Genomic DNA, 18,908 nt, shown 5'->3' with positions numbered 1-18,908 from the left:
CCCCGGGATACGCAGCCGGGCACCTCGCCATGAACAAGGTCTTTCCGTCAGGAGGCGGCATGAGTGCGGAATCGGGCTCGGCGCAGACACTCGTCATCCAGCCGACCGGGGGCACGGGGCAGCACGCCGGCCGCCGTGACACCTTCGCCCAGCCGCTGACGGCCCGGCTCGTCGACAGCGGCTCCCGCCGTCCGGTGTCCGACGCCGAGGTGACGTTCTCCTGGGTGTCCACGAGCGAGCAGGCCCTCTTCGAAGGGGACCGGCAGACCATCACGGTACGGACGGACGTCGACGGCTATGCGCGGACGTCGCCGCTCGTGGCCGGCGATTCCGACGGCGTCGCGGTCTTCGTCGTCACCGCTGCCGGCGCGGCCCCCGAGCAGGTCGAGGTCACGGTCGATCTGTGACGCCCACCCCGCCGGCCCGGAGTGCGGGCCGGCGGAGGCGTGGCGGCCGCTGCGGGCTCAGCGCCGCTTGACGACGCGCTGGATGTTGTTCTTGCTCCCCTGCGCGGCACCCTCGACGAAATTGCTGCTGGTGGTGGACCCGTTGGTGCTGGTGACGTTGCCGCTGTCGTTCGGATTCCCGTGGTTGCGGAAGTTTCCGCCGTGCAGGGTGTTACCGCTGTGCACGGGGCCGTTCAGACAGGCGCGGGAGTCCCTGGTCGCGGGTGCGTGGTAGTTGATGTTGCCGAACCGGTTGTTGCACGCCACTCCCTGAGGCGCACCCGTAAGGGAGACGAGGTCGGCGCCCACCGCGGCGTCCAGCAGATCCGGAATGGGCTGGGCCCGGGCGATTCCGGCGCTCAGCAGAACGAGGCCGCAGGCCCCGGCGATACTTCCCGCCCGCACAACGCTTCTCACGATGCTCCTTGCCGTTTCCTCTTGTGATGCCGGAGGTATCGTCCTGCCGCCGGCGGCCCGTGACGCCGGCAACCCGCTGGAGCCGAAACGCTCGCCGGCCACAATCAGCCGGGTGGCGCAATGAAGACCCGCCGCCGTCCCGCCGCGCGTTTCGCGCTTTTCACCCCTACGGCCCCCCGTACACACGCGATGGCCCGCCGGGGAGCGGCCATTATGGCGGAGAGGAATTTCCGCGGTGGGATGTGTCGAAGGTGGAAGGGGCGTAGTGGCGGAGGTTGAGGAGGCCGAGCGGTCGGCACCGGAGAAGGACCGTTCGAGGCCGGGCCGGGTCGTGCTGGGATGGCTCACGACGACCGATCACAAGGTCATCGGCAACCTGTACATGGTCACCGCATTCGGATTCTTCCTCTTCGCCGGAACGCTGGCCATGCTGATGCGGGCCGAACTCGCCGAGCCCGGACTCCAGCTGGTCTCCCACGAGCAGTACAACCAGCTCTTCACCATTCATGGCACGGTCATGATGCTGCTCTTCGCCACCCCCATGTTCGCGGGCTTCGCCAACGCGGTGATGCCGCTCCAGATCGGTTCGCCGGACGTCGCCTTCCCGCGGCTGAACGCCTTTACATACTGGCTGTTTCTGCTCGGCGGCCTCATGGTGGTATCGGGCTTCATCGTTCCCGGTGGGGCCGCGTCGTTCGGCTGGTTCGCCTACGCACCCCTGAACGGCCCGGTGTTCTCGCCCGGACCGGGCGGCGATCTGTGGATCATGGGGCTCGTCGTGGCCGGTCTGAGCACGATCTTGGGCGCGGTGAACTTCATCGCCACGATCGTGTGTCTGCGCGCCCCCGGCATGACGATGTTCCGGATGCCGATCTTCAGCTGGAACGTGCTGTTCACCTCCATCCTGGCTCTGCTGGCGTTCCCGGTGCTGGCGGCCACGCTCCTGGTGCTGGAGGCGGACCGGAAGTTCGGTGCGCATGTCTTCGACGCCGCGAACGGGGGCGCGATCCTGTGGCAGCACCTCTTCTGGTTCTTCGGGCACCCGGAGGTCTACATCGTCGCGCTGCCGTTCTTCGGCGTGATCTCCGAAATCATCCCGGTGTTCAGCCGCAAACCGATCTTCGGGTATGTCGGTATGGTCGGTGCCACGATCGCCATCACCATGCTGTCCGCCTCGGTGTGGGCCCATCACATGTTCGCGACCGGGGCGGTGCTGCTGCCGTTCTTCGCCGTACTGTCCTTCCTGATCGCGGTGCCGACCGGTGTGAAGTTCTTCAACTGGATCGGCACCATGTGGCACGGGAGCCTGTCGTTCGAGACCCCGATGCTGTGGAGCATCGGATTCCTTGTCTCCTTCCTGCTCGGTGGGCTCAGCGGTGTGCTCATCGCGTCCCCGCCCCTGGACTTCCAGGTCACCGACAGCTACTTCATCGTGGCGCACCTGCATTACGTGCTGTTCGGCACGGTCGTCTTCGCGATGTTCGGCGGATTCTATTTCTGGTGGCCCAAGTGGACCGGGAAGATGCTGGACGAGCGGCTCGGAAAGGTCCACTTCTGGACGCTGTTCCTCGGCTTCCAGTGCACGTTCCTGGTGCAGCACTGGCTGGGCGAGATGGGGATGCCCCGCCGATACGCGGACTACCTGGCCGCCGACGGCTTCACCGTCTTGAACTCGGTCTCCTCGGCCGGCTCCTTCCTGCTCGGCGCTTCCACACTGCCGTTCCTGTACAACGTCTGGCACACCGCCCGTTACGCCCCGCACGTGGGTATGGACGACCCCTGGGGCTTCGGCAGATCGCTGGAGTGGGCGACCTCCTGCCCGCCGCCCCGTCACAACTTCCACACGATGCCGCGCGTCCGCTCCGATTCACCGGCCTTCGATCTGCACCATCCGGAAGTCGGCGAACGGGTGCCCGTGCCCGCCGCCGGTTCCCGGCCGCCGATCGACCAGGAATCCCCCCGTCCCCCCGACACCGCGGCCGAGTGATCGACGATGAAGATGGAAACCTGTCTCTTCGGCGGCGTCACCCTGTTCTTCGCCGTGACGGCGATCGGCTATACGTGGTGGTCGGACGCCGAACCGGTCGGCTCGACCGCGCTCACCGTGTCCTTCCTCATGAGCGCCCTGGTGTTCCTCTTCCTCTACGTGCAGCAGCGCAAGCACGGCTCCCGCCCCGAGGACCACAAGGACGCCGAGATCCAGCAGCGGTCCGGGCCGGTGGACTTCTTCCCGCCGCGCAGCATCTGCCCCTTCATGACCGCCGTCGGATACGCCGTGGCCGCGCTGGGTGTCGTCTACGGGCTGTGGCTGTTCCTCATCGGCCTGGGTCTCCTGGCCGGCGGCGTCTTCGGCTTCCTCTACGAATACGGGGATCGCGAACCCTGACACTCCTTCAGAAGCCACGGACCGGACGCTACGAGCCGTCCGCCCCCGGCCCGCCGGGGACCGGCGCGGCCTGCTGCTCCTGTTGCCGCACGGACGGCAGGACCACCTGGTCGCGGTAGTACCAGCGGCTCAGTGCGAGGCGCAGCCGTTGCCGCCGGGGAAGGGCTTCGGCGACCTCGGCGGGGGGCGCCTCCAGGGCCCGCGACGCGGGCCGCGTCAGGACCGTGTGGCGCTGCGCGGCGGGCAGCGGCCGGTGCTCCTCGTAGAGGCCGCCGTACACGGACTGGTGGACCTGCCCGGTCTCCTCGCCCTCGGCCAGCCGCTCCCGATCGCGGTGCTGCAGTGCCAGGCACAGCCACTTGGTGACCAGGAACCCGAGCACGGGAACGATCACCACCGCCGCGCGCAGCACCCAGGTCAGGGCATTGATCGACAGGCCGAAGACGAAGGCGATGACATCGTTCCCGCCCGCCAGTTGGAGCACCGCGTAGAAGCAGATCGCCGCGACTCCGAAAGCGGTACGGGTGTGCTGCTCGCGCGGGCGGTCACACAGATGGCGTTCACCGCGGTCGGCGGTCACCCACCTCTCGAAGAAGGGGTAGGCGTACAGCACACCGAAGAGCACTCCGGGAAGCGCCACCGCGGGGATGAAGACGTTCCACATGATGGTGTGACCCCACAGGTCGGTCTCCCAAGGAGGCATCAACCGCAGCGCGCCTTCCAGGAATCCCACGTACCAGTCGGGTTGCGCGTTGGTGGACACCTGGTCCGCCTGGAAGGGGCCGTAGTCCCAGACCGGGTTGATCTGGCCGACCGCCCCGAGGACGGCGAAGACCGCCGACAGGATGAGGAGGAGCCCGGTGGACTTCGTGAGCCATTGCGGAAACATCGGCTGACCGAGCACATTCCCGTTGGTTCTTCCCGGGGCGCGCCACTGTGTGTGTTTGAGATACACCACAAGAATGAGATGCACCGTGACGAGCCCGATGAGGAGGCCGGGTACCAGGAGAATGTGAAGGGCGTACAGACGCGGAATGATGTCGTTTCCGGGGAACTCGCCGCCGAAGGAGAAGAAGGAGAGGTAGGTCCCGACGACGGGAATGGAGCCGATGATGGTGTCCGCGGTGCGCAGACCGGTGCCGGACAGCAGATCGTCCGGCAGGGAGTATCCGCAGAATCCCTCCAGCAGGGCCAGCAGAAAGAGCGTCACACCGATCAGCCAGTTGCCCTCGCGGGGCCGGCGGAAGGCACCGGTGAAGAAGATGCGCAGCATGTGCACGCCGATACTGGCCAGGAACGTGAGGGCCGCCCAGTGGTGCACCTGGCGGATGAGCAGTCCGCCGCGCACATCGAAGCTGATGTGGAGGGTGGAGGCGTATGCCCGGGTCATCCGCGTGCCGTGCAAGGGGGTGTAGGAGCCGTGGTAGGTGATCTCGGCCATGTCCGGGTCGAAGAAGAACGCCAGGAAGACGCCGGTGAGCACCAGCACCAAAAGGCTGTAGAGCGCCAGCTCGCCGAGCAGAAAGGCCCAGTGGTCCGGAAACGCCTTGCGCAGGAGTTTTCCCGCCGATGCCGCCGGCAGCCGCTCGTCGAGGCGACGGAAGCCTTGTTCGGCCGCGCCCTGCAGCCTGCTCCCGAGCCATTCTGTGCGCTTCCGGAAAACCATGCACCGCGCTCCTCACGCGTCGACTGGCCGCTGTCTGGTCGCTTCAACCGGATGGTGCCCGAGACACCCCCTCGTGCGTAATGTACTGAGAATTGCACCGGGAACACGGCAGGGACGGCCGCCAGTCGTCGGCAGGAGTTTTCCGCCAGGGGTTACGGGACGGCCCTTGGTGAAGTCGGCGGTCCGGTGCGGAATTCGGCGGGCCGCCGCGGAATGCGCCTATCCACCCGCGCCGTGCGGCGGTTCCCAGACCGAGCAGTCGTGGGCGAAGAGCACGCGGCGCGGGTCGAACGCGGTGAGCCGGTCCAGCCACGGCCGGTAGGGGGGAAGGGGCCGCTCGTCGCCCGCCCGCTCGGCGTGGCGGGCCAGATGGTCGGCGGCGAACCCGGACGCGACGTCATGGGCCTGTCCGGCGAGGACGACGGAACCGTCGTTCTGACGGACCACCAGCGACTGGTGCCCCTCGGTGTGCCCGGGTGTGGGGATGATCCAGACCCCGGGCAGGATCTCGGCCTCACCGGCGAGCTCGTCATACGTCGCGCCGCGGAAGTCGACGAGCGCGTCGATGGTGTAACCGCCCCGGCGGGCGGCGGCCAGCTCCGCCTGCTGCACCAGGATGGGCACACCGCCCAGCAGGGGATTGCCGCCGCAGTGGTCGAAGTGCAGATGGCAGTTCACGACCAGGGAGACATCCGCGAGGGCGGCGCCGGCGGCCGCGAGGGCGTCCGGCAAGGGGCGGCGCCGGGGCCGGTAGTGCGCGTCGGCCTCGGGGGATCCGCTGCCGATGGCGGTGTCGAAGAGGATCAGCCCCTGGTCGTGCCGTACGAGGTAGCCGAGCACGGGCTCGACCCGTGGGTGCGGGCCGCCGGCCTCCGATGCCGGTCGGATGAAGTACCCCAGATCGAGTCGGCGTACTGGCGTGTTCTTCCCCATCGGTGCGTTCCTCCGCCTCAGGTCGTCCGTTCCTCGGGGCACTCCTCCCCGTCGTCATCCTGGCAAGACCGTGGGCGGCCGTCCGCCCCGTACGCCGGCAGCGGACGGGGCGGGGGAGGGACGGGCGCCGGCCGGCCCCCTGGTGGTGCTCAGCCGAGCCCGGGGATCTGGGAGACCAGCAGGTCGATGAGTTTGATGCCGACGAACGGGGCGATCAGGCCGCCGAGTCCGTAGCGGGTGAGGTTGCGGCGCAGCAGGTCGTGGGCGGAGGCGGGGGTGTAGCGGACGCCGCGCAGGGCGAGGGGGATCAGGGCGATGATGATGAGCGCGTTGAAGATGATCGCGGAGGTGATGGCGGAGGTCGGGCTGTGCAGACCCATGATGTTCAGGGCCGACAGGCCCGGGTAGGCGCCGGCGAACATCGCGGGGATGATCGCGAAGTACTTGGCGACGTCGTTGGTGATCGAGAAGGTCGTCAGCGCGCCCCGGGTGATCAGGAGCTGCTTGCCGATCTCGACGATCTCGATGAGCTTGGTCGGGTCGGAGTCCAGGTCGACCATGTTCCCAGCCTCCTTGGCGGCCGAGGTCCCGGTGTTCATGGCCACGCCGACGTCCGCCTGGGCCAGCGCGGGGGCGTCGTTGGTGCCGTCACCGGTCATCGCCACCAGCTTGCCGCCCTCCTGTTCCTGGGCGATCAGGGCGAGCTTGTCCTCGGGGGTGGCCTCGGCGAGGTAGTCGTCGACGCCCGCCTCCAGGGCGATGGCCCTGGCCGTGAGCGGGTTGTCACCCGTGACCATGATCGTCCTGATGCCCATCCGGCGCAGCTCGGCGAAGCGTTCGCGGATGCCGTCCTTGACGATGTCCTTGAGGTGGACGACGCCGAGTACCCGCGCCCCGTGCTGGTCGTGCACCGCGACGAGCAGGGGAGTGCCGCCGGACGCCGCGATCGCGTCGGTGAACATCCGTGCCTCGGCGGGCACTTGGCCGCCGAGACCGGTCACCCACGCGACGACCTGAGCCGTCGCGCCCTTGCGGACCCGGCAAGCGGACCCGTCCGCCCAGCGCAGATCTACGCCGCTCATCCGGGTCTGCGCGCTGAAGTCGACGTACTCGGCGTGCTGCAGTTCCCCTTCGGCAGGCGCCCGCAGCTCGTACCTGTCCTTCGCGAGGACGACGACGGAGCGGCCCTCGGGCGTCTCGTCGGCGAGGGAGGAGAGCTGGGCCGCGTCGGCGAGCCGGAGTTCGTCGATGCCGGGCAGCGGGACGAAGGCGACCGCCTCGCGGTTGCCGAGGGTGATGGTGCCGGTCTTGTCGAGCAGGAGGGTGTTGATGTCGCCGGCGGCCTCGACCGCACGCCCCGACATGGCCAGCACGTTGCGCTGGACGAGCCGGTCCATCCCGGCGATGCCGATCGCGGAGAGCAGCGCGCCGATCGTCGTCGGGATCAGGGTGACGAGCAGCGCGACGAGCACCGCGGTCTGCTGGGCGGCGCCGGCGTAGGAGGCCATCGGCTGCACCGTGACGACGACGAGGACGAAGACGATGGTGAGCGCGGCGAGCAGGATGTGCAGCGCGATCTCGTTCGGGGTGCGCTGCCGGGTCGCGCCCTCGACCAGGGCGATCATCCGGTCCAGGAAGGAGTGCCCGGGGCGGGAGGTGACGCGGACGACCAGCCGGTCGGACAGGACCGTGGTGCCGCCGGTGACGCCGGAGCGGTCGCCTCCGGACTCGCGGATGACGGGTGCCGATTCGCCGGTGACCGCCGATTCGTCGACCGCGGCCACGCCGTCGACCACCTCGCCGTCCGCCGGGATCACCTCGCCCGCCTCGACCAGTACGAAGTCGAAGGGCTGCAGGTCGGCGGCGGCGACCGGTTCGGTCACGGCGCCCCGCAGGTCGATGCCGACCCGCCAGTTGTCCCGCAGCCGCCGTGCGGAGATGTCCGTACGCGCCTTGCGCAGCGACGCGGCCTGGGCCCGGCCGCGGCCCTCGGCGACCGCCTCCGCCAGGTTGGCGAAGACGACGGTCAGCCAGAGCCAGCCGCTGATGACCCAGGTGAAGACGGACGGGTCGCTCAGCGCCGAGAGCGTGGTCAGGCCGGAGCCGCAGGCCACGACGAACAGTACGGGGTTGGTGGCCAGCGCCCGAGGGTGCATCTTGCGCAGCGCCTCGGGCAGGGAGGTCAGCAGCACCTTGGGGTCGAGGAGCCCGCCCGGCTCCCGTCGTCGTCGCCGGCGGCCGCCCTGCGCCGGGGCGCCTTGCGGGGGGTGGGAGCCCGTCCCGGTGGCCGAGGACGTCGGCGTGGTCGGGGCGTGGGGTGGGGCGGGAACCATGGGAAGACTTTCTGGGAGCGCGGCCTCCTGCCTGGGCGGGCGGCCGGACGGCCTGGGGACGGTGGCCGAGGACGGCGGGCCCGGTGGGCGGAGCGTGGCCGCTTCGCGCATCCGTCAGCCGGGACCGAACCTACGGCGACGCGGGGCGCCACAAGCCCTGCCCCGTAGGGAATTTGCGGCTCTCTTACGGCCCCGGTCCGCAAATCCGGCCCGGCCTTACGCGACCTTGACGCCCGGCCGCAGTTCCGGCCCGCCCTCCGCATGTGCTGCCGGGGGGCGCCACGCGGAGCGGCGGCGTGCGCTGCTCAGCCGTTCTCCACTTCGCGCGCGGTATCGTCGAGTCGACCGCTGACCGTGTGGGTACCGTCAGCACGCCGTCCGGCCGGGCGCGGACCCTGTGAGGAGGCCCCGTGGCGGAACTGCGCCGACTGGTCGTCCTGCGACATGCCAAGTCCGCCTGGCCGCCGGACGTGGCAGACCACGAGCGGCCGCTCGGCAAGCGCGGACGGCGCGACGCCCCCGCCGCGGGCCGCTGGCTGCAGGCCGCGGACTGCGTCCCGGACCTGGTCGTCTGCTCCACCGCCGAACGCACCCGGCAGACCTGGGAACTGGCCGCCGCACAGCTCGACCAGCCGCCCCCGGTCCGTCACGACCCCCGGCTCTACGGCGCGGAGGCCGCCGAGCTGCTCGCCGTCGTCCGCGAAACCCCGGACAGCGTGCGCACCTTGCTGCTGGTCGGCCACAGTCCCGCGGTCCAGGACCTGGTCCTGCTGCTTGCCGCGGAGGCGCTCGGTGACGCCCTCGAACGAACCCGGGAGAAGTTCCCGACCTGCGCGATCGCCGTGCTCACCCAGCAGGGCGCCTGGCCGGCGGCCGCGCCGCGAACGGCGCTGCTCACCGACGTGGCGGTGGCGCGCGGGTCGCGCTGATCCGGCGGTGTCACCGGCGCGCTACGGGGCCGGTCGGCCGCGTCGTCCCAACTCGGCTTCTCGGGCCCGGGGTTGGGGCTCCCGGCCGCTCGACCGTCACCATGCCCGCGACGGCCGGCCACCGCCGATCAAGCCACCGTCTCGCCGTCCCGCCGGCGCACGATCTCGGTGATCCAGAGGGGCGCGAACGGAGACGTGCAGCCCGGGGAGGTCGGGTAGTCCTTGAGCACCTCCAGGCGCTCACCGATGTCGATCGCACGGGCGCGGTACTCGGCGTGCTCGATCCCGATCTGCGCCAGGCAGTGGTTCATCGCCCACTGCAGGCGGTCCGGGGCGTCCGTCATCTCCGCCTCGACGACGTCCAGCAGTCCCGCGAGGTCGAGGCCCTCGGGCTGCTTCGCCACGCGTTCGGCGGTCAGCGCCCAGCCGGCGCTCGCGACCACCGGATCCGGATCGGCGGACCAGGAGAGGCGCAGCTCCTCGGCGTGCGGGTTCTTCTTCACCACGTAGTTCACGAGCCAGTCGTGCACCTTGGGTGTGCGGGCCTCGCGCAGCATGGCGTCCAACTCGTCGCGCGCGAAGGCCTTCGGGCGGCAGATCAGGATCGCCAGCAGCCTCGCCGCGCTGTCGTTGGTCGCCCAGAGCTGCCGCGCGAGTTCCCCTTGCGTCTTCAGCCGCTTGGCGAGCGCGCGCAGCCTGCCGAGGTTCACACCGTGATCGTCACCGTGCTTCTCGTTGACCTTGCGTGTCCTGGGGTCGTCGAGCCCGGCCAGTTCGGCCATCACCTCGGCGACCGTCGTCCCGGTCCCTGCCGTCCCGGCCACCTCGGCCTCCCGTCCTCACGTGCGAGATGCAGCCTATGACGGAAGTCGGCCCCCCGCCGTGCGCACCGGTCCGGCGTCCATGACCGCCTCGGACGGCTTCTCAGAGGCGCACGGCCACAAGGGCGATGTCGTCGCGTGCGCCGGCGCTGACGCCGAGGCGGGCCAGCAGCGCGTCGGCGAGGCGCTCCGGGCTGAGTCGGCTGCAGGGGGCGAGGGCGTCGGTGAGGCGGGCCAGGCTGGTGTCGATGTCCTCGTCGCGGCGTTCGATGAGCCCGTCGGTGTAGAGGACGAGGGAGTCGCCGGGGGTGTAGGGCAGCTGGGCCTGGGGGCGGAGCACGTGTTCGGGGCGGGCGCCCAGAGGCGGGTCGGTGGCTCCGTCGAGGATGTCGTGGGTGCCGTCGGGGTGCAGCAGGACGGGCGGCGGGTGACCGGCGCTGCTGTAGAAGATCCGGTGGTCGGCGGTGTCGACCAGTGCCTGGACCGCGGTCGTGGCCAGGGCACCCTCGATGGAACGGGCGTACAGGCCCAGCACCGTCAGTGCCCGGGCGGGGTCGTGCACGGAGCGCGCGGCGGCGCTGAGGGCGCTGCGGAGCATGCCCATGACGGCGGCGGCCTCCAGGCCGTGCCCGACGACGTCGCCGACCGCGACGGCGAATCCGTTCTCCGGCAGGTCGATGATGTCGTACCAGTCGCCGCAGACGTTCAGTGAGCCGATGGCGGGGAGGTAGCGCACCGCGATGTCATGGTGCCGGGCGAGGTCCGGGGAGTGGAGCATGGCCTCCTGCAGGGTGAGGGCGACCTGGCGTTCGCGGGCGTGTGCCCGGCGGAGTTCCTCGTTGAGCCGTTGCAGCTCACGCGCCCGGACGTACAGCTCGGCCTCCATCGCCTCCTCACGTTCGCTCAGCTGTCCGCCGGGCAGCTGCCGGGCCCGGCGGGAGCGGACGAACGCGGTCACGTCCTCCACCCGGTGGATGATCCACGCCACCTTGCCGTCCGGCCCCAGGACCGGGGTGTTGATCGTGGACCACCACCGCTCCTCGAACACCCCCGGCCGGCCGCGGACGGAGATGTCGTACCTCTGGACCGCCATGGGGCCCGGTTCCCGGGAGACCAGTACCTGGCGCAGCGAGTCGGTCAGCTCCTGCACGCCCGCGGCCTCGGGGTCGGCGGGGTTGTCCGGGAAGGCGTCGAAGACGTACTGCCCGATCAGCTCGTCCCGGGTGCGGTCGGTCGCCTGGAGGTACGCCCGGTTGACGTCCACGATCATCAGCTCCGGATCGAGGACGAGGCATGCGCTCGGTGTCGCGGCGAACAGCGCCGCGTGATCGAGATCCGGTCTCCTCACGCGCGCCCGCCTGTCTTCCCGCAGCCCACGGACCCGCTCACCCGACCAATCTATGAGGCGCCGGGCGCCCGCGCGCGCCGGGCCGCGGCCGGTGCCGGTGCCGGTGCCCCTTCCTCCGGCGCGACCGGCCGGCCGGGGTGCGCCGCGCGACAGCTCAGGGCGAGCCGTCTCCCCAGCCCTGTTCCAGCAGGGTGAACACCTCGTGCAGGGCGCGCCGGGGGTCGTCGTGCCCGCGGACCAGGCGCGGGCTCTCCATGACGAAGTGGGCCAGCGCCGCGGCGCCGATATCGCCTTCGGGGGCGCCCGTCGCCTCGGCGATGGCGGCTGCCAGGGCGGTCTCGTGCCGCAGCCACATGCGGTCGACGTACTCCTGGAGGGCGGGGGTGGCGTTCACCAGCCGGATGAAGGCGGCCGCGTCCGCGGCGCCGTCGGGGAGGGACAGGCGGGTGCGCGCCACATGGTCGCGCAGGGCGTGCAGGACGGGCCGGCCCGGGGCCCGGTCGCGCACGGCGGCGACCAGGGCGGCCTCATGGTCCTCGTCCTCGTCGAAGACGAGCGCCTCCTTGCTGGGGAAGTGCTTGAACAGGGTGGTCACCGACACGTCCGCCGCTTCCGCCACGTCCCTGACGCCGACGTTGTCGTAGCCGTGCTCCAGGAAGAGCCGCAGGGCGGCGTCCGCCAGGGCCTGGCGCGTTCGCGCCTTCTTGCGCTCGCGGCGCCCCGTCGTCTCGGTCATGACGTTCACCCTACCCGCCACGGTTGACCTGATGCGAAAGTTGATCCGTTACACCTGCGGGTCCGTGCCGGGGGCCCCGGTGACGTCGATATCCGAGCAGTGCCGGGCAGCGTCGAATTGCGCCATGGCCGCCCCGGTTCACGGCACGGATGCGTGGCCAATTCCCTCGCGTTCCAGGCGGGGTGTGCGCTTATCCGTGCGCCCCGTGCGCTCTCCGTGCCACTGGCGGATATCCCGGATTCATTGCCATGGCCGCCGGCGACGATCACAATGCAACGCTGTGATGTCCCCTTTTTCCGCCGTTTCCGCTCCTTCTGCTGCACCGCGGACCGCCGCGGGAACGGTTGATGCGGACGGCGACGTCCATGTCGTTTCGTTCCCCAAGTGCGGCCGGAGCTGGCTGCGTGTCCTGATGGCCAAGGCCATTTCCGAGACCCGCGGCCTGCCGATGGAAATCTGCCGCGATCTGGAACTCACGGAATTCAGTGCGGTCGATTCCGCTGTGCCGCGCATCGTCTTCCGGCACGACGACCGGGTCGGCCGGCGGACCCCGGAACAGCTGTCCTGGGACAAGAGCTTCTACCGCGGCCGGAAGGTCGTCCTCCTCCTTCGCGACGTCCGGGACACCGTCGTCTCCTGCTACTTCCAGCGCACCCGCCGGAAGGACGATCCCTACTCCGGTGAGCTCGGCACGTTCCTGACCGAGGCGGAAGGCAGCGTGCGCACCTGCCTGACCTTCTGGAACATCTGGCACGCCCGTCAGGACGTGCCGGCGGCGTTCCTGCTCACCTCCTACGAGCGGCTGGCCGCCGACACCGCCGGAGAGCTCGCCCGCGTACTGCGCTTCTGCGGGCTGCCGCCGGCCGGACCGGAGGCGCTGCGCGGGGCGGTGGACTTCGGGTACCCGGAGTCCCTCAAGGCCCGCGGCGTCGCCGTCGGGGGTTTTCGCGCCCACCTCACCCGCGAGCAGACCGGCCATGTCAACGGTCTGGTGCGTCGCCGTCTGGTCCTGCCATGGCAGGAGGCCGCCCTGGCGGCGGAACCGCGCCCTCGGCGGCACGCCGGCGCCGTCCCCCGGGCGTGACATCGACAATGGCCGGTTTCCCGGTGTGAGCGGGGGTGCCGGTACGGCTTGGCTGGAGGGGTTCGTGTGCAGGCCGCGGGAGGGGGACGGGTGTACGACTACATCATCGTGGGTGCCGGCTCGGCCGGGTGCGTGCTGGCGTCCCGGCTCACCGAGGACCCGGACGTCCGGGTGCTGCTCGTCGAGGCCGGGCCGACGGACGACGCGCCGGAGATCCATATCCCCGCCGCCTTCAGCAAGCTGTTCCGTACGAAGTACGACTGGAGCTACCTGGGCGAGCGCGAACCAGGGCTGGGCGGCCGCCGCACGTTCTTGCCCCGGGGCCGGATGCTCGGCGGCTCGTCGTCGATGAACGCGATGATCTACATCCGCGGCCACCGCCACGACTACGACGGCTGGGCCGCCGCCGGCGCCGAGGAGTGGAGCTGGGACGACGTCCTGCCGTACTTCCTGCGTGCCGAGGACTTCCAGGGGCGCAGATCGCCCTGGCACGGGACCGGGGGACCGCTCACGGTCAGCGAGGGCCGCTCCCGGCATCCCCTGATGGCCGCCTACGTTGCGGCCGCCCAGGAGGCCGGCCACCCGTACACCGCCGACTTCAACGGCCCCGAACAGGACGGCGTCGGCTACTACCACCTCACCCAGCGCGAGGGCATGCGTTGCAGCACCGCGGACGCCTATCTGCGACCCGCCCTGACCCGCCCCAACCTGGAGGTGCTCACCGGCGCCACCTGCACGCGCGTGCTGTTCGACGGCGAGCGCGCGAGCGGCGTCGAGCTGGACCGCGGCGGTGAGCCGCGGCAGGTGCGCGCCGGACGCGAGGTGGTGCTCTGCGCCGGTGCGTACAACTCCCCGCAGCTGCTCATGCTGTCCGGCATCGGTGTGGCCGACGAGCTGGCGGCGCACGGCATCACACCCCGGGTGGACCTCCCGGTGGGGGAGAACCTGCAGGACCACCCGCACGTCGGGCTGTTGTACCTGACCGACACCGAAACCCTGCTGACCGCCGAGTCACCGGACAACGTCCGCCTCCTGGAGGCCGAACGCCGCGGCCCGCTCACCTCCAACGTCGGCGAGGCCGGCGGATTCCACCGGACCCGCGAAGGCCTCGACGCCCCCGACATCCAGGTGCACGCCACCCCGGTGATGTTCCACGACGAGGGCCTCGGCCCGGTCTTCGACCACGCCTTCATGTGCGGCGCGGTCCTGCTGACCCCCACCAGCCGGGGCAAGGTCTCGCTGCGCTCGGCGCTGCCCAGCGCCCAACCGCGCATTCTGCACAACTATCTGGCCACCGAGGACGATCGCGCGACGGTCGTACGGGCCGTGCGGTTGCTGCTGGACGTCGCCGACCAGCCGAGCCTGCGCAAGCACCGCAGGGCCGACTTCCGCGTCCCCGAGTCGCTGACCGACGACGGCCTGCTGGACTTCGCGCGGCGGGAGTTGCAGACCTTGTACCACCCGGCGGGCACCTGCGCCATCGGCCCGGTGGTCGACGGCCGGCTCAGGGTGCACGGTGTGCGCGGGCTGCGGGTGGTGGACGCCTCCGTGATGCCCACCGTCGTACGGGGCAACACCAACGCCCCCACCATCATGATCGCCGAGAAGGCGGCGGACATGATGCGCGACTTCCCGGCGCCGGCCTGACCTTCCCGGCGCGAGGACGGCCTGCTCGGCGGTGCGACGGAGACGTACTCGCCGTCGGAATCCACCGTGCCGGGGCCGGAAATACCGGGCGCCACGACGCGGGCCGGCCATGCCCCCGTCGAGGCTTCTCCGTGTGTACAAGCCGCCTCGGAGTGGCCCGTTCCCGGCCAGTCGGACCAATCCGAACAAGGCCTGCGTAGTAAGCAGTTCAATTAGTCGCGCTATCGCCCGGGGCCGTGAGTTACTTCACAGTACAAACCCCGCTGTTAGGGCTCGTTAACGGGTTCGCGGGGCTGCCCTTTCCTATTCTCATTCGCGGTATCTGGTTACACTCACGCTCCATGCGAACCGCTACCCCCCACAGCATTCGCCCCGGTAAGCAGCGCAATCGTCCGGTATTTGTCGACACGTCAGGCAGGCGTCGACGCCTCCTGGGACATGCAGCGCTGACCGCAGGGTGCATGTGCACCGGATATCTCGTGCTCCTCGCCGTCGTGTTCGGCGGCCTCCAGCAACCGGACGCCAAGCCGGCGCCGGGAAAGGCCGGACCGCTACCGGGGCACACCGCCCACCACGAGCCCGGCGTCCCCGACGACGCCCGTCCTGCGGCGCCCGCCCACACCTCCGGGCCGGCGGTACCCGTCGGCCACCACGCATCCCGGGCCCCCGTCGAGACCAGACCTGCCCCGTGAGAAACGCCGGACCGGCGCGCCGCACCCACCGGGTGTGAAGCCCGGCCGGTCCCATCCCGAGGCGTGTCCGTCCGCGCCCCCCATCCGCGCTCGCCGCCCGGCGAGCCGGCGCGGACGCACGCCTCGCACGTGGCATGTCTCCTCGACGGAAAGGGCCCATTGTGGCGTTGTCAGGGCAGGCGCGGCACGCGCTGCGCCACTCCCCACGCTGGCACTGGTTACTGCTGGTGCTGATCCTCCCCATAGTCGCTGCGTCGCTGCTCTTCGAAGGCTGGACCACCCACGAGGTCGACGGTGCCCGCACCAGGCGCGCGTGCACCAGCCCCATACCGAAGTCCGCGGACAACGGAGCCCCCGTCCTGCGCGTCACCGGCACCGCCGCCGAGACCGCGCAGATGGCGCACCGGACCGCCGCGCTCACCTTCGACGGCGGACCCGACCCGGTGTGGACACCTCGACTGCTCGACCTGCTGCGCGCCCAGCACGCGCACGCGACCTTCTTCCTCTACGGAACCCAGGCGGCCCGCCACCCGGAACTGGTGCGGCGCATCCGCGACGAGGGCCATGAGATCGGGTCGTACACCTACACCGGCGGCGACTTGGGCAGTGCCTCGCGGCTCCGCTCCCAACTGGAGCTCTCGCTCACCCAGACCGCGCTGGCGGGAGCCGCGGACGTCAACACCCGGCTGCTGCGGCTGCCGCACACCACCACCGCCGACACGATGTGCGGTGCGGAGTGGACGGCCGCACGGCGCGCCTCGGACCAGGGGTACCTCCTGGTCGCCGCCACGCACCGCTCCCGCAAGCCCCCGCAGGGCGTGGTGCGGCAGTTCAGCCACACCGCCCTGGGGTACCAGGAGGCCAAACAGCTGCTGGCCGACCCGAAGGTGGGACGGTTCACCACCGTCACGCGCGGGCTCGGCCGGCCCTCGCTCACCACTGCGGCCTCCCTGCCCGAGCGGGTGCAGGGAGAGGCGCTGATCTGGATCCAGTCCATCGGGCACACCTTCGCGCGCTCGATGACCTGGGCGCTGGGGATCGCCGGCGGGCTGGGAGTGCTCCGGCTGCTGCTGCTCGGCTTCCTCGCCCGCGTGCACGTACGGCGCCGGCGCCGGCACCGGTCCGGTGCGCCCTGGCTGCGCGAGGTGACCGATCCGGTGACGGTGCTGGTCCCCGCGCACAACGAGGAAGCGGGCATCGAGGCCACGGTGCGCTCGCTGCTGGCGTCCACGCACCGGGACCTGCAGATCATCGTCATCGACGACGGGTCGACGGACCGTACGGCGGAGATCGCCCGGGGCATCGCCGACCCCCGGCTGACGGTGGTGCAGCAGCCCAACTCCGGTAAGCCCGGGGCGCTCAGCACGGGCCTGAGCTACGCGCGTTGCGACATCATCGTCATGATCGACGCGGATACGGTCTTCGAGCCGGACGCCCTCCACCGGCTCATCCAGCCGCTCGCGGACCCCACGATCGGGGCGGTCAGCGGCAACACCAAGGTGGGCAACCGGCGCAGCCTGCTCGGCCGCTGGCAACACCTCGAATACGTCCTCGGGTTCAACCTGGACCGGCGGATGTTCGAGGTGCTCGAATGCATGCCGACCGTGCCCGGTGCCATCGGCGCCTTCCGCCGGGACGCGCTGAGCGCCATCGGCGGGATCAGCGACGACACCCTCGCCGAGGACACCGACCTCACCATGGCCCTGTGGCGGGTGGGCCGGCGCGTGGTCTACGAGGAGACGGCCATCGCCTGGACCGAAGTTCCCAGTACCTTCAGCCAGTTGTGGCGGCAGCGCTACCGCTGGTGCTACGGCACCCTGCAGTCGATGTGGAAGCACCGCCACGCCGTGCTGGAGGTCGGCCCGGCCGGGCGCTTCGGCCGTCGCGGGCTGACCTATCTCGCCCTGTTCCAGATCGTCCTGCCGCTGTTCGCGCCGGTCGTCGACGTCTTCGCCCTGTACGGGCTGTGCTTCGGCGACACCGCGCAGGCGATCGGGGTCTGGCTCGGCTTCCTCGTCGTCCAGCTGATCACCGCGGCGTACGCGCTGCACCTGGACCACGAACGGCTCCGCGCGCTGTGGGCGCTACCGCTCCAGCTGTTCTTCTACCGGCAGTTGCTGTACCTCGTGGTCATCCAGTCCGTGGTCACCGCCCTGCTCGGCACCCGGTTGAAGTGGCACCGCATGCACCGTACCGGCACCGCCAACCAGCATCTGCTCTCGGAGCCCGTGCCGCATCTGAGCGGCGTGGTGCCGAAGTGACCGAGGAGAGTGAGAAATGAGCGACTCGCCAGGCCGCAGGGCCGGCAGCGGCATATCCGACGGCGGCGGCCCGATTCCCGACGGGCCCGGGCAGCCGCCCCCAAGGCCCCGGTCCCACCGCTCCCGGCGCCGGCGGCCCCTGCTGCGGACGGCCATCGCGCTGCTCGTGATCCTCCTGGCCGTCCCCGCCGGCGCCCTGGCCTGGGCCGGCGGCAAGCTCGACAGCCGGATCGACCTCGGCACACCGGAATCCCGCCGGCACACCGGCAAGGGCACCAACTACCTCCTCGTCGGATCCGACAGCCGCAGCGGCCTGACCGACCGGGAGAAGCGGGACCTGCACACCGGATCGGCCGGCGGCCGCCGCACGGACTCGATGATCCTGCTGCACACCGGCGCGGGCGGCACCACGATGGTGAGCCTGCCACGCGACTCGTGGCTGACCATCCCCGCCTACACCAGCCCCATGACGGGCAAGCGCCACGCCCCCGCGAAGAACAAGCTCAACGCGGCGTTCGCGCTCGGCGGCCCCAAAATGCTGGTGCGCACGATCGAGCACAACACCGGCCTGGCGATCGACCACTACGTGGAGGTCGGCTTCGCGGGCTTCGTGAACCTCGTCGACGCGGTCGGCGGCGTCCCGATGTGCCTGGAGCGGGACCTGAAGGACGACAAGTCCGGCGCCGACCTGCGGAAGGGCTGCCAGACCCTCGACGGCACCGCGGCGCTCGCCTTCGTCCGCCAGCGCCACCAGGAGGCCCAGGGCGATCTGGGCCGTACCCGCAATCAGCAGAAGTTCCTGTCCGCCCTCGCCCATCAGGCCGGGACGCCGGGGACCGTGCTCAATCCGTTCGCCGTCTTTCCCGCGCTGGACGCGGGGTTGGACACCCTCGTCGTCGACCGGAACACCGGCCTGCTGGACCTCGCTTCCCTGTTCCAGGCCGTCCGTGGGGTCACGGCCGGCCGCGGCAAGCAGGTCAACGTCCCCGTGTCCGCCGTCGGCATCCCCACCTCCAAGGGCAGTGCCGTGCTCTGGGACCGGACACGGGCGGGACGGCTCTTCGGCGAGCTGAACGACGACCGGCCGGTGAGCCTGAAGAACGGGACGACCCGGTGAGGGCGGCGGGGGGGGGGGGGGGGGGGGGGGGGGGGGGGCGTGGGGGGGGGGGGGGGGGGGGGGGGGGGGGGGGGGGGGGGGGGGGGGGGGAC

The 18,908-nt window shown here is 70.8% G+C and carries 16 protein-coding genes; 9 read left to right on the top strand and 7 right to left on the bottom strand.

All coding sequences use genetic code 11. The annotated features are described in order from the left end of the window. Positions 1-59: 59 nt before the first annotated feature. On the top strand, positions 60-407 hold the full coding sequence (locus AC0680_RS26720) for an Ig domain-containing protein (RefSeq protein ID WP_478633327.1): 348 nt from the start codon (positions 60-62) through the stop codon (positions 405-407). Positions 408-464: 57 nt separating this feature from the next. Here the strand turns inward: AC0680_RS26720 and AC0680_RS26715 are convergent, their stop codons facing one another. Then, positions 465-863: a hypothetical protein gene (locus AC0680_RS26715; protein ID WP_478633325.1), complete on the bottom strand. Its 399-nt coding sequence runs from the start codon at positions 861-863 to the stop codon at positions 465-467. Positions 864-1,194: 331 nt separating this feature from the next. Here AC0680_RS26715 and ctaD point away from each other — a divergent pair, with 331 nt between their 5' ends. Both ctaD and ctaF read left to right on the top strand, forming a co-directional pair. Continuing rightward, positions 1,195-2,850 (top strand): aa3-type cytochrome oxidase subunit I, encoded by a 1,656-nt coding sequence (ctaD, locus tag AC0680_RS26710; protein ID WP_478633469.1) that lies wholly within the window; start codon positions 1,195-1,197, stop codon positions 2,848-2,850. A 6-nt stretch (positions 2,851-2,856) separates the two neighbouring features. Further along, on the top strand, positions 2,857-3,249 hold the full coding sequence (gene ctaF, locus AC0680_RS26705; protein WP_478633322.1) for an aa3-type cytochrome oxidase subunit IV: 393 nt from the start codon (positions 2,857-2,859) through the stop codon (positions 3,247-3,249). A 28-nt stretch (positions 3,250-3,277) separates the two neighbouring features. Here ctaF and qcrB read toward each other — a convergent pair whose 3' ends face one another. From qcrB to kdpB, 3 genes are all read right to left on the bottom strand, one after another. Continuing rightward, complete coding sequence (gene qcrB, locus AC0680_RS26700) at positions 3,278-4,915, bottom strand: cytochrome bc1 complex cytochrome b subunit (protein WP_478633319.1); 1,638 nt, start codon at positions 4,913-4,915, stop codon at positions 3,278-3,280. Between the two features lie 219 nt (positions 4,916-5,134). Then, positions 5,135-5,848, bottom strand: a complete 714-nt coding sequence (locus AC0680_RS26695; protein WP_478633317.1) for an MBL fold metallo-hydrolase — start codon at positions 5,846-5,848, stop codon at positions 5,135-5,137. Between the two features lie 149 nt (positions 5,849-5,997). Beyond that, positions 5,998-8,181: a potassium-transporting ATPase subunit KdpB gene (gene kdpB, locus AC0680_RS26690; protein WP_478633315.1), complete on the bottom strand. Its 2,184-nt coding sequence runs from the start codon at positions 8,179-8,181 to the stop codon at positions 5,998-6,000. Between the two features lie 410 nt (positions 8,182-8,591). Between kdpB and AC0680_RS26685 the strand changes: the two genes are divergently transcribed. Continuing rightward, positions 8,592-9,110, top strand: a complete 519-nt coding sequence (locus AC0680_RS26685; protein WP_478633312.1) for a SixA phosphatase family protein — start codon at positions 8,592-8,594, stop codon at positions 9,108-9,110. Positions 9,111-9,238: 128 nt separating this feature from the next. Here the strand turns inward: AC0680_RS26685 and AC0680_RS26680 are convergent, their stop codons facing one another. The 3 genes from AC0680_RS26680 to AC0680_RS26670 form a co-directional block, all read right to left on the bottom strand. Then, positions 9,239-9,892, bottom strand: coding sequence for a DNA alkylation repair protein (locus AC0680_RS26680; protein WP_478633467.1), 654 nt, complete (start codon positions 9,890-9,892; stop codon positions 9,239-9,241). 142 nt (positions 9,893-10,034) lie between these two features. Next, positions 10,035-11,279 (bottom strand): PP2C family protein-serine/threonine phosphatase, encoded by a 1,245-nt coding sequence (locus AC0680_RS26675; RefSeq protein ID WP_478633310.1) that lies wholly within the window; start codon positions 11,277-11,279, stop codon positions 10,035-10,037. A 154-nt stretch (positions 11,280-11,433) separates the two neighbouring features. Beyond that, positions 11,434-12,015: a TetR/AcrR family transcriptional regulator gene (locus tag AC0680_RS26670; RefSeq protein ID WP_478633307.1), complete on the bottom strand. Its 582-nt coding sequence runs from the start codon at positions 12,013-12,015 to the stop codon at positions 11,434-11,436. Between AC0680_RS26670 and AC0680_RS26665 the strand changes: the two genes are divergently transcribed. The 5 genes from AC0680_RS26665 to AC0680_RS26645 all read left to right on the top strand — a co-directional run bounded on the left by AC0680_RS26665 (position 12,014) and on the right by AC0680_RS26645 (position 18,816). After that, entirely contained in the window at positions 12,014-13,099 is a 1,086-nt protein-coding gene (locus tag AC0680_RS26665) for a sulfotransferase domain-containing protein (protein WP_478633305.1), read from the top strand. The two genes, AC0680_RS26670 and AC0680_RS26665, sit on opposite strands and share 2 nt — an antisense overlap. 90 nt (positions 13,100-13,189) lie before the next feature. Beyond that, a complete protein-coding gene (locus AC0680_RS26660) occupies positions 13,190-14,746 on the top strand; it encodes a GMC family oxidoreductase (protein WP_478633302.1) in 1,557 nt (518 codons plus the stop codon). Positions 14,747-15,207: 461 nt separating this feature from the next. Continuing rightward, entirely contained in the window at positions 15,208-15,438 is a 231-nt protein-coding gene (locus AC0680_RS26655; RefSeq protein ID WP_478633300.1) for a hypothetical protein, read from the top strand. Positions 15,439-15,599: 161 nt separating this feature from the next. Beyond that, on the top strand, positions 15,600-17,699 hold the full coding sequence (locus AC0680_RS26650; RefSeq protein ID WP_478633298.1) for a glycosyltransferase: 2,100 nt from the start codon (positions 15,600-15,602) through the stop codon (positions 17,697-17,699). A gap of 16 nt (positions 17,700-17,715) precedes the next feature. Continuing rightward, on the top strand, positions 17,716-18,816 hold the full coding sequence (locus tag AC0680_RS26645) for an LCP family protein (protein ID WP_478633297.1): 1,101 nt from the start codon (positions 17,716-17,718) through the stop codon (positions 18,814-18,816). Positions 18,817-18,908 lie beyond the last annotated feature (92 nt).

Source organism: Streptomyces sp. NPDC043738, assembly GCF_056436545.1.
The sequence above is the reverse complement of the archived record's forward strand: the minus strand, read 5'-3'. Positions and strand labels throughout refer to the sequence as shown.

Bases quoted from the DNA above. Each gene is read 5' to 3' on its own strand.
- ctaF (WP_478633322.1), top strand. From the start codon at position 2,857: ATGAAGATGGAAACCTGTCTCTTCGGCGGCGTCACCCTGTTCTTCGCC.
- AC0680_RS26670 (WP_478633307.1), bottom strand. From the start codon at position 12,015: ATGACCGAGACGACGGGGCGCCGCGAGCGCAAGAAGGCGCGAACGCGC.
- AC0680_RS26720 (WP_478633327.1), top strand. From the start codon at position 60: ATGAGTGCGGAATCGGGCTCGGCGCAGACACTCGTCATCCAGCCGACC.
- AC0680_RS26655 (WP_478633300.1), top strand. From the start codon at position 15,208: ATGTGCACCGGATATCTCGTGCTCCTCGCCGTCGTGTTCGGCGGCCTC.
- AC0680_RS26695 (WP_478633317.1), bottom strand. From the start codon at position 5,848: ATGGGGAAGAACACGCCAGTACGCCGACTCGATCTGGGGTACTTCATC.
- AC0680_RS26645 (WP_478633297.1), top strand. From the start codon at position 17,716: ATGAGCGACTCGCCAGGCCGCAGGGCCGGCAGCGGCATATCCGACGGC.
- AC0680_RS26680 (WP_478633467.1), bottom strand. From the start codon at position 9,892: ATGGCCGAACTGGCCGGGCTCGACGACCCCAGGACACGCAAGGTCAAC.
- kdpB (WP_478633315.1), bottom strand. From the start codon at position 8,181: ATGGTTCCCGCCCCACCCCACGCCCCGACCACGCCGACGTCCTCGGCC.
- qcrB (WP_478633319.1), bottom strand. From the start codon at position 4,915: ATGGTTTTCCGGAAGCGCACAGAATGGCTCGGGAGCAGGCTGCAGGGC.
- AC0680_RS26665 (WP_478633305.1), top strand. From the start codon at position 12,014: ATGACGTTCACCCTACCCGCCACGGTTGACCTGATGCGAAAGTTGATC.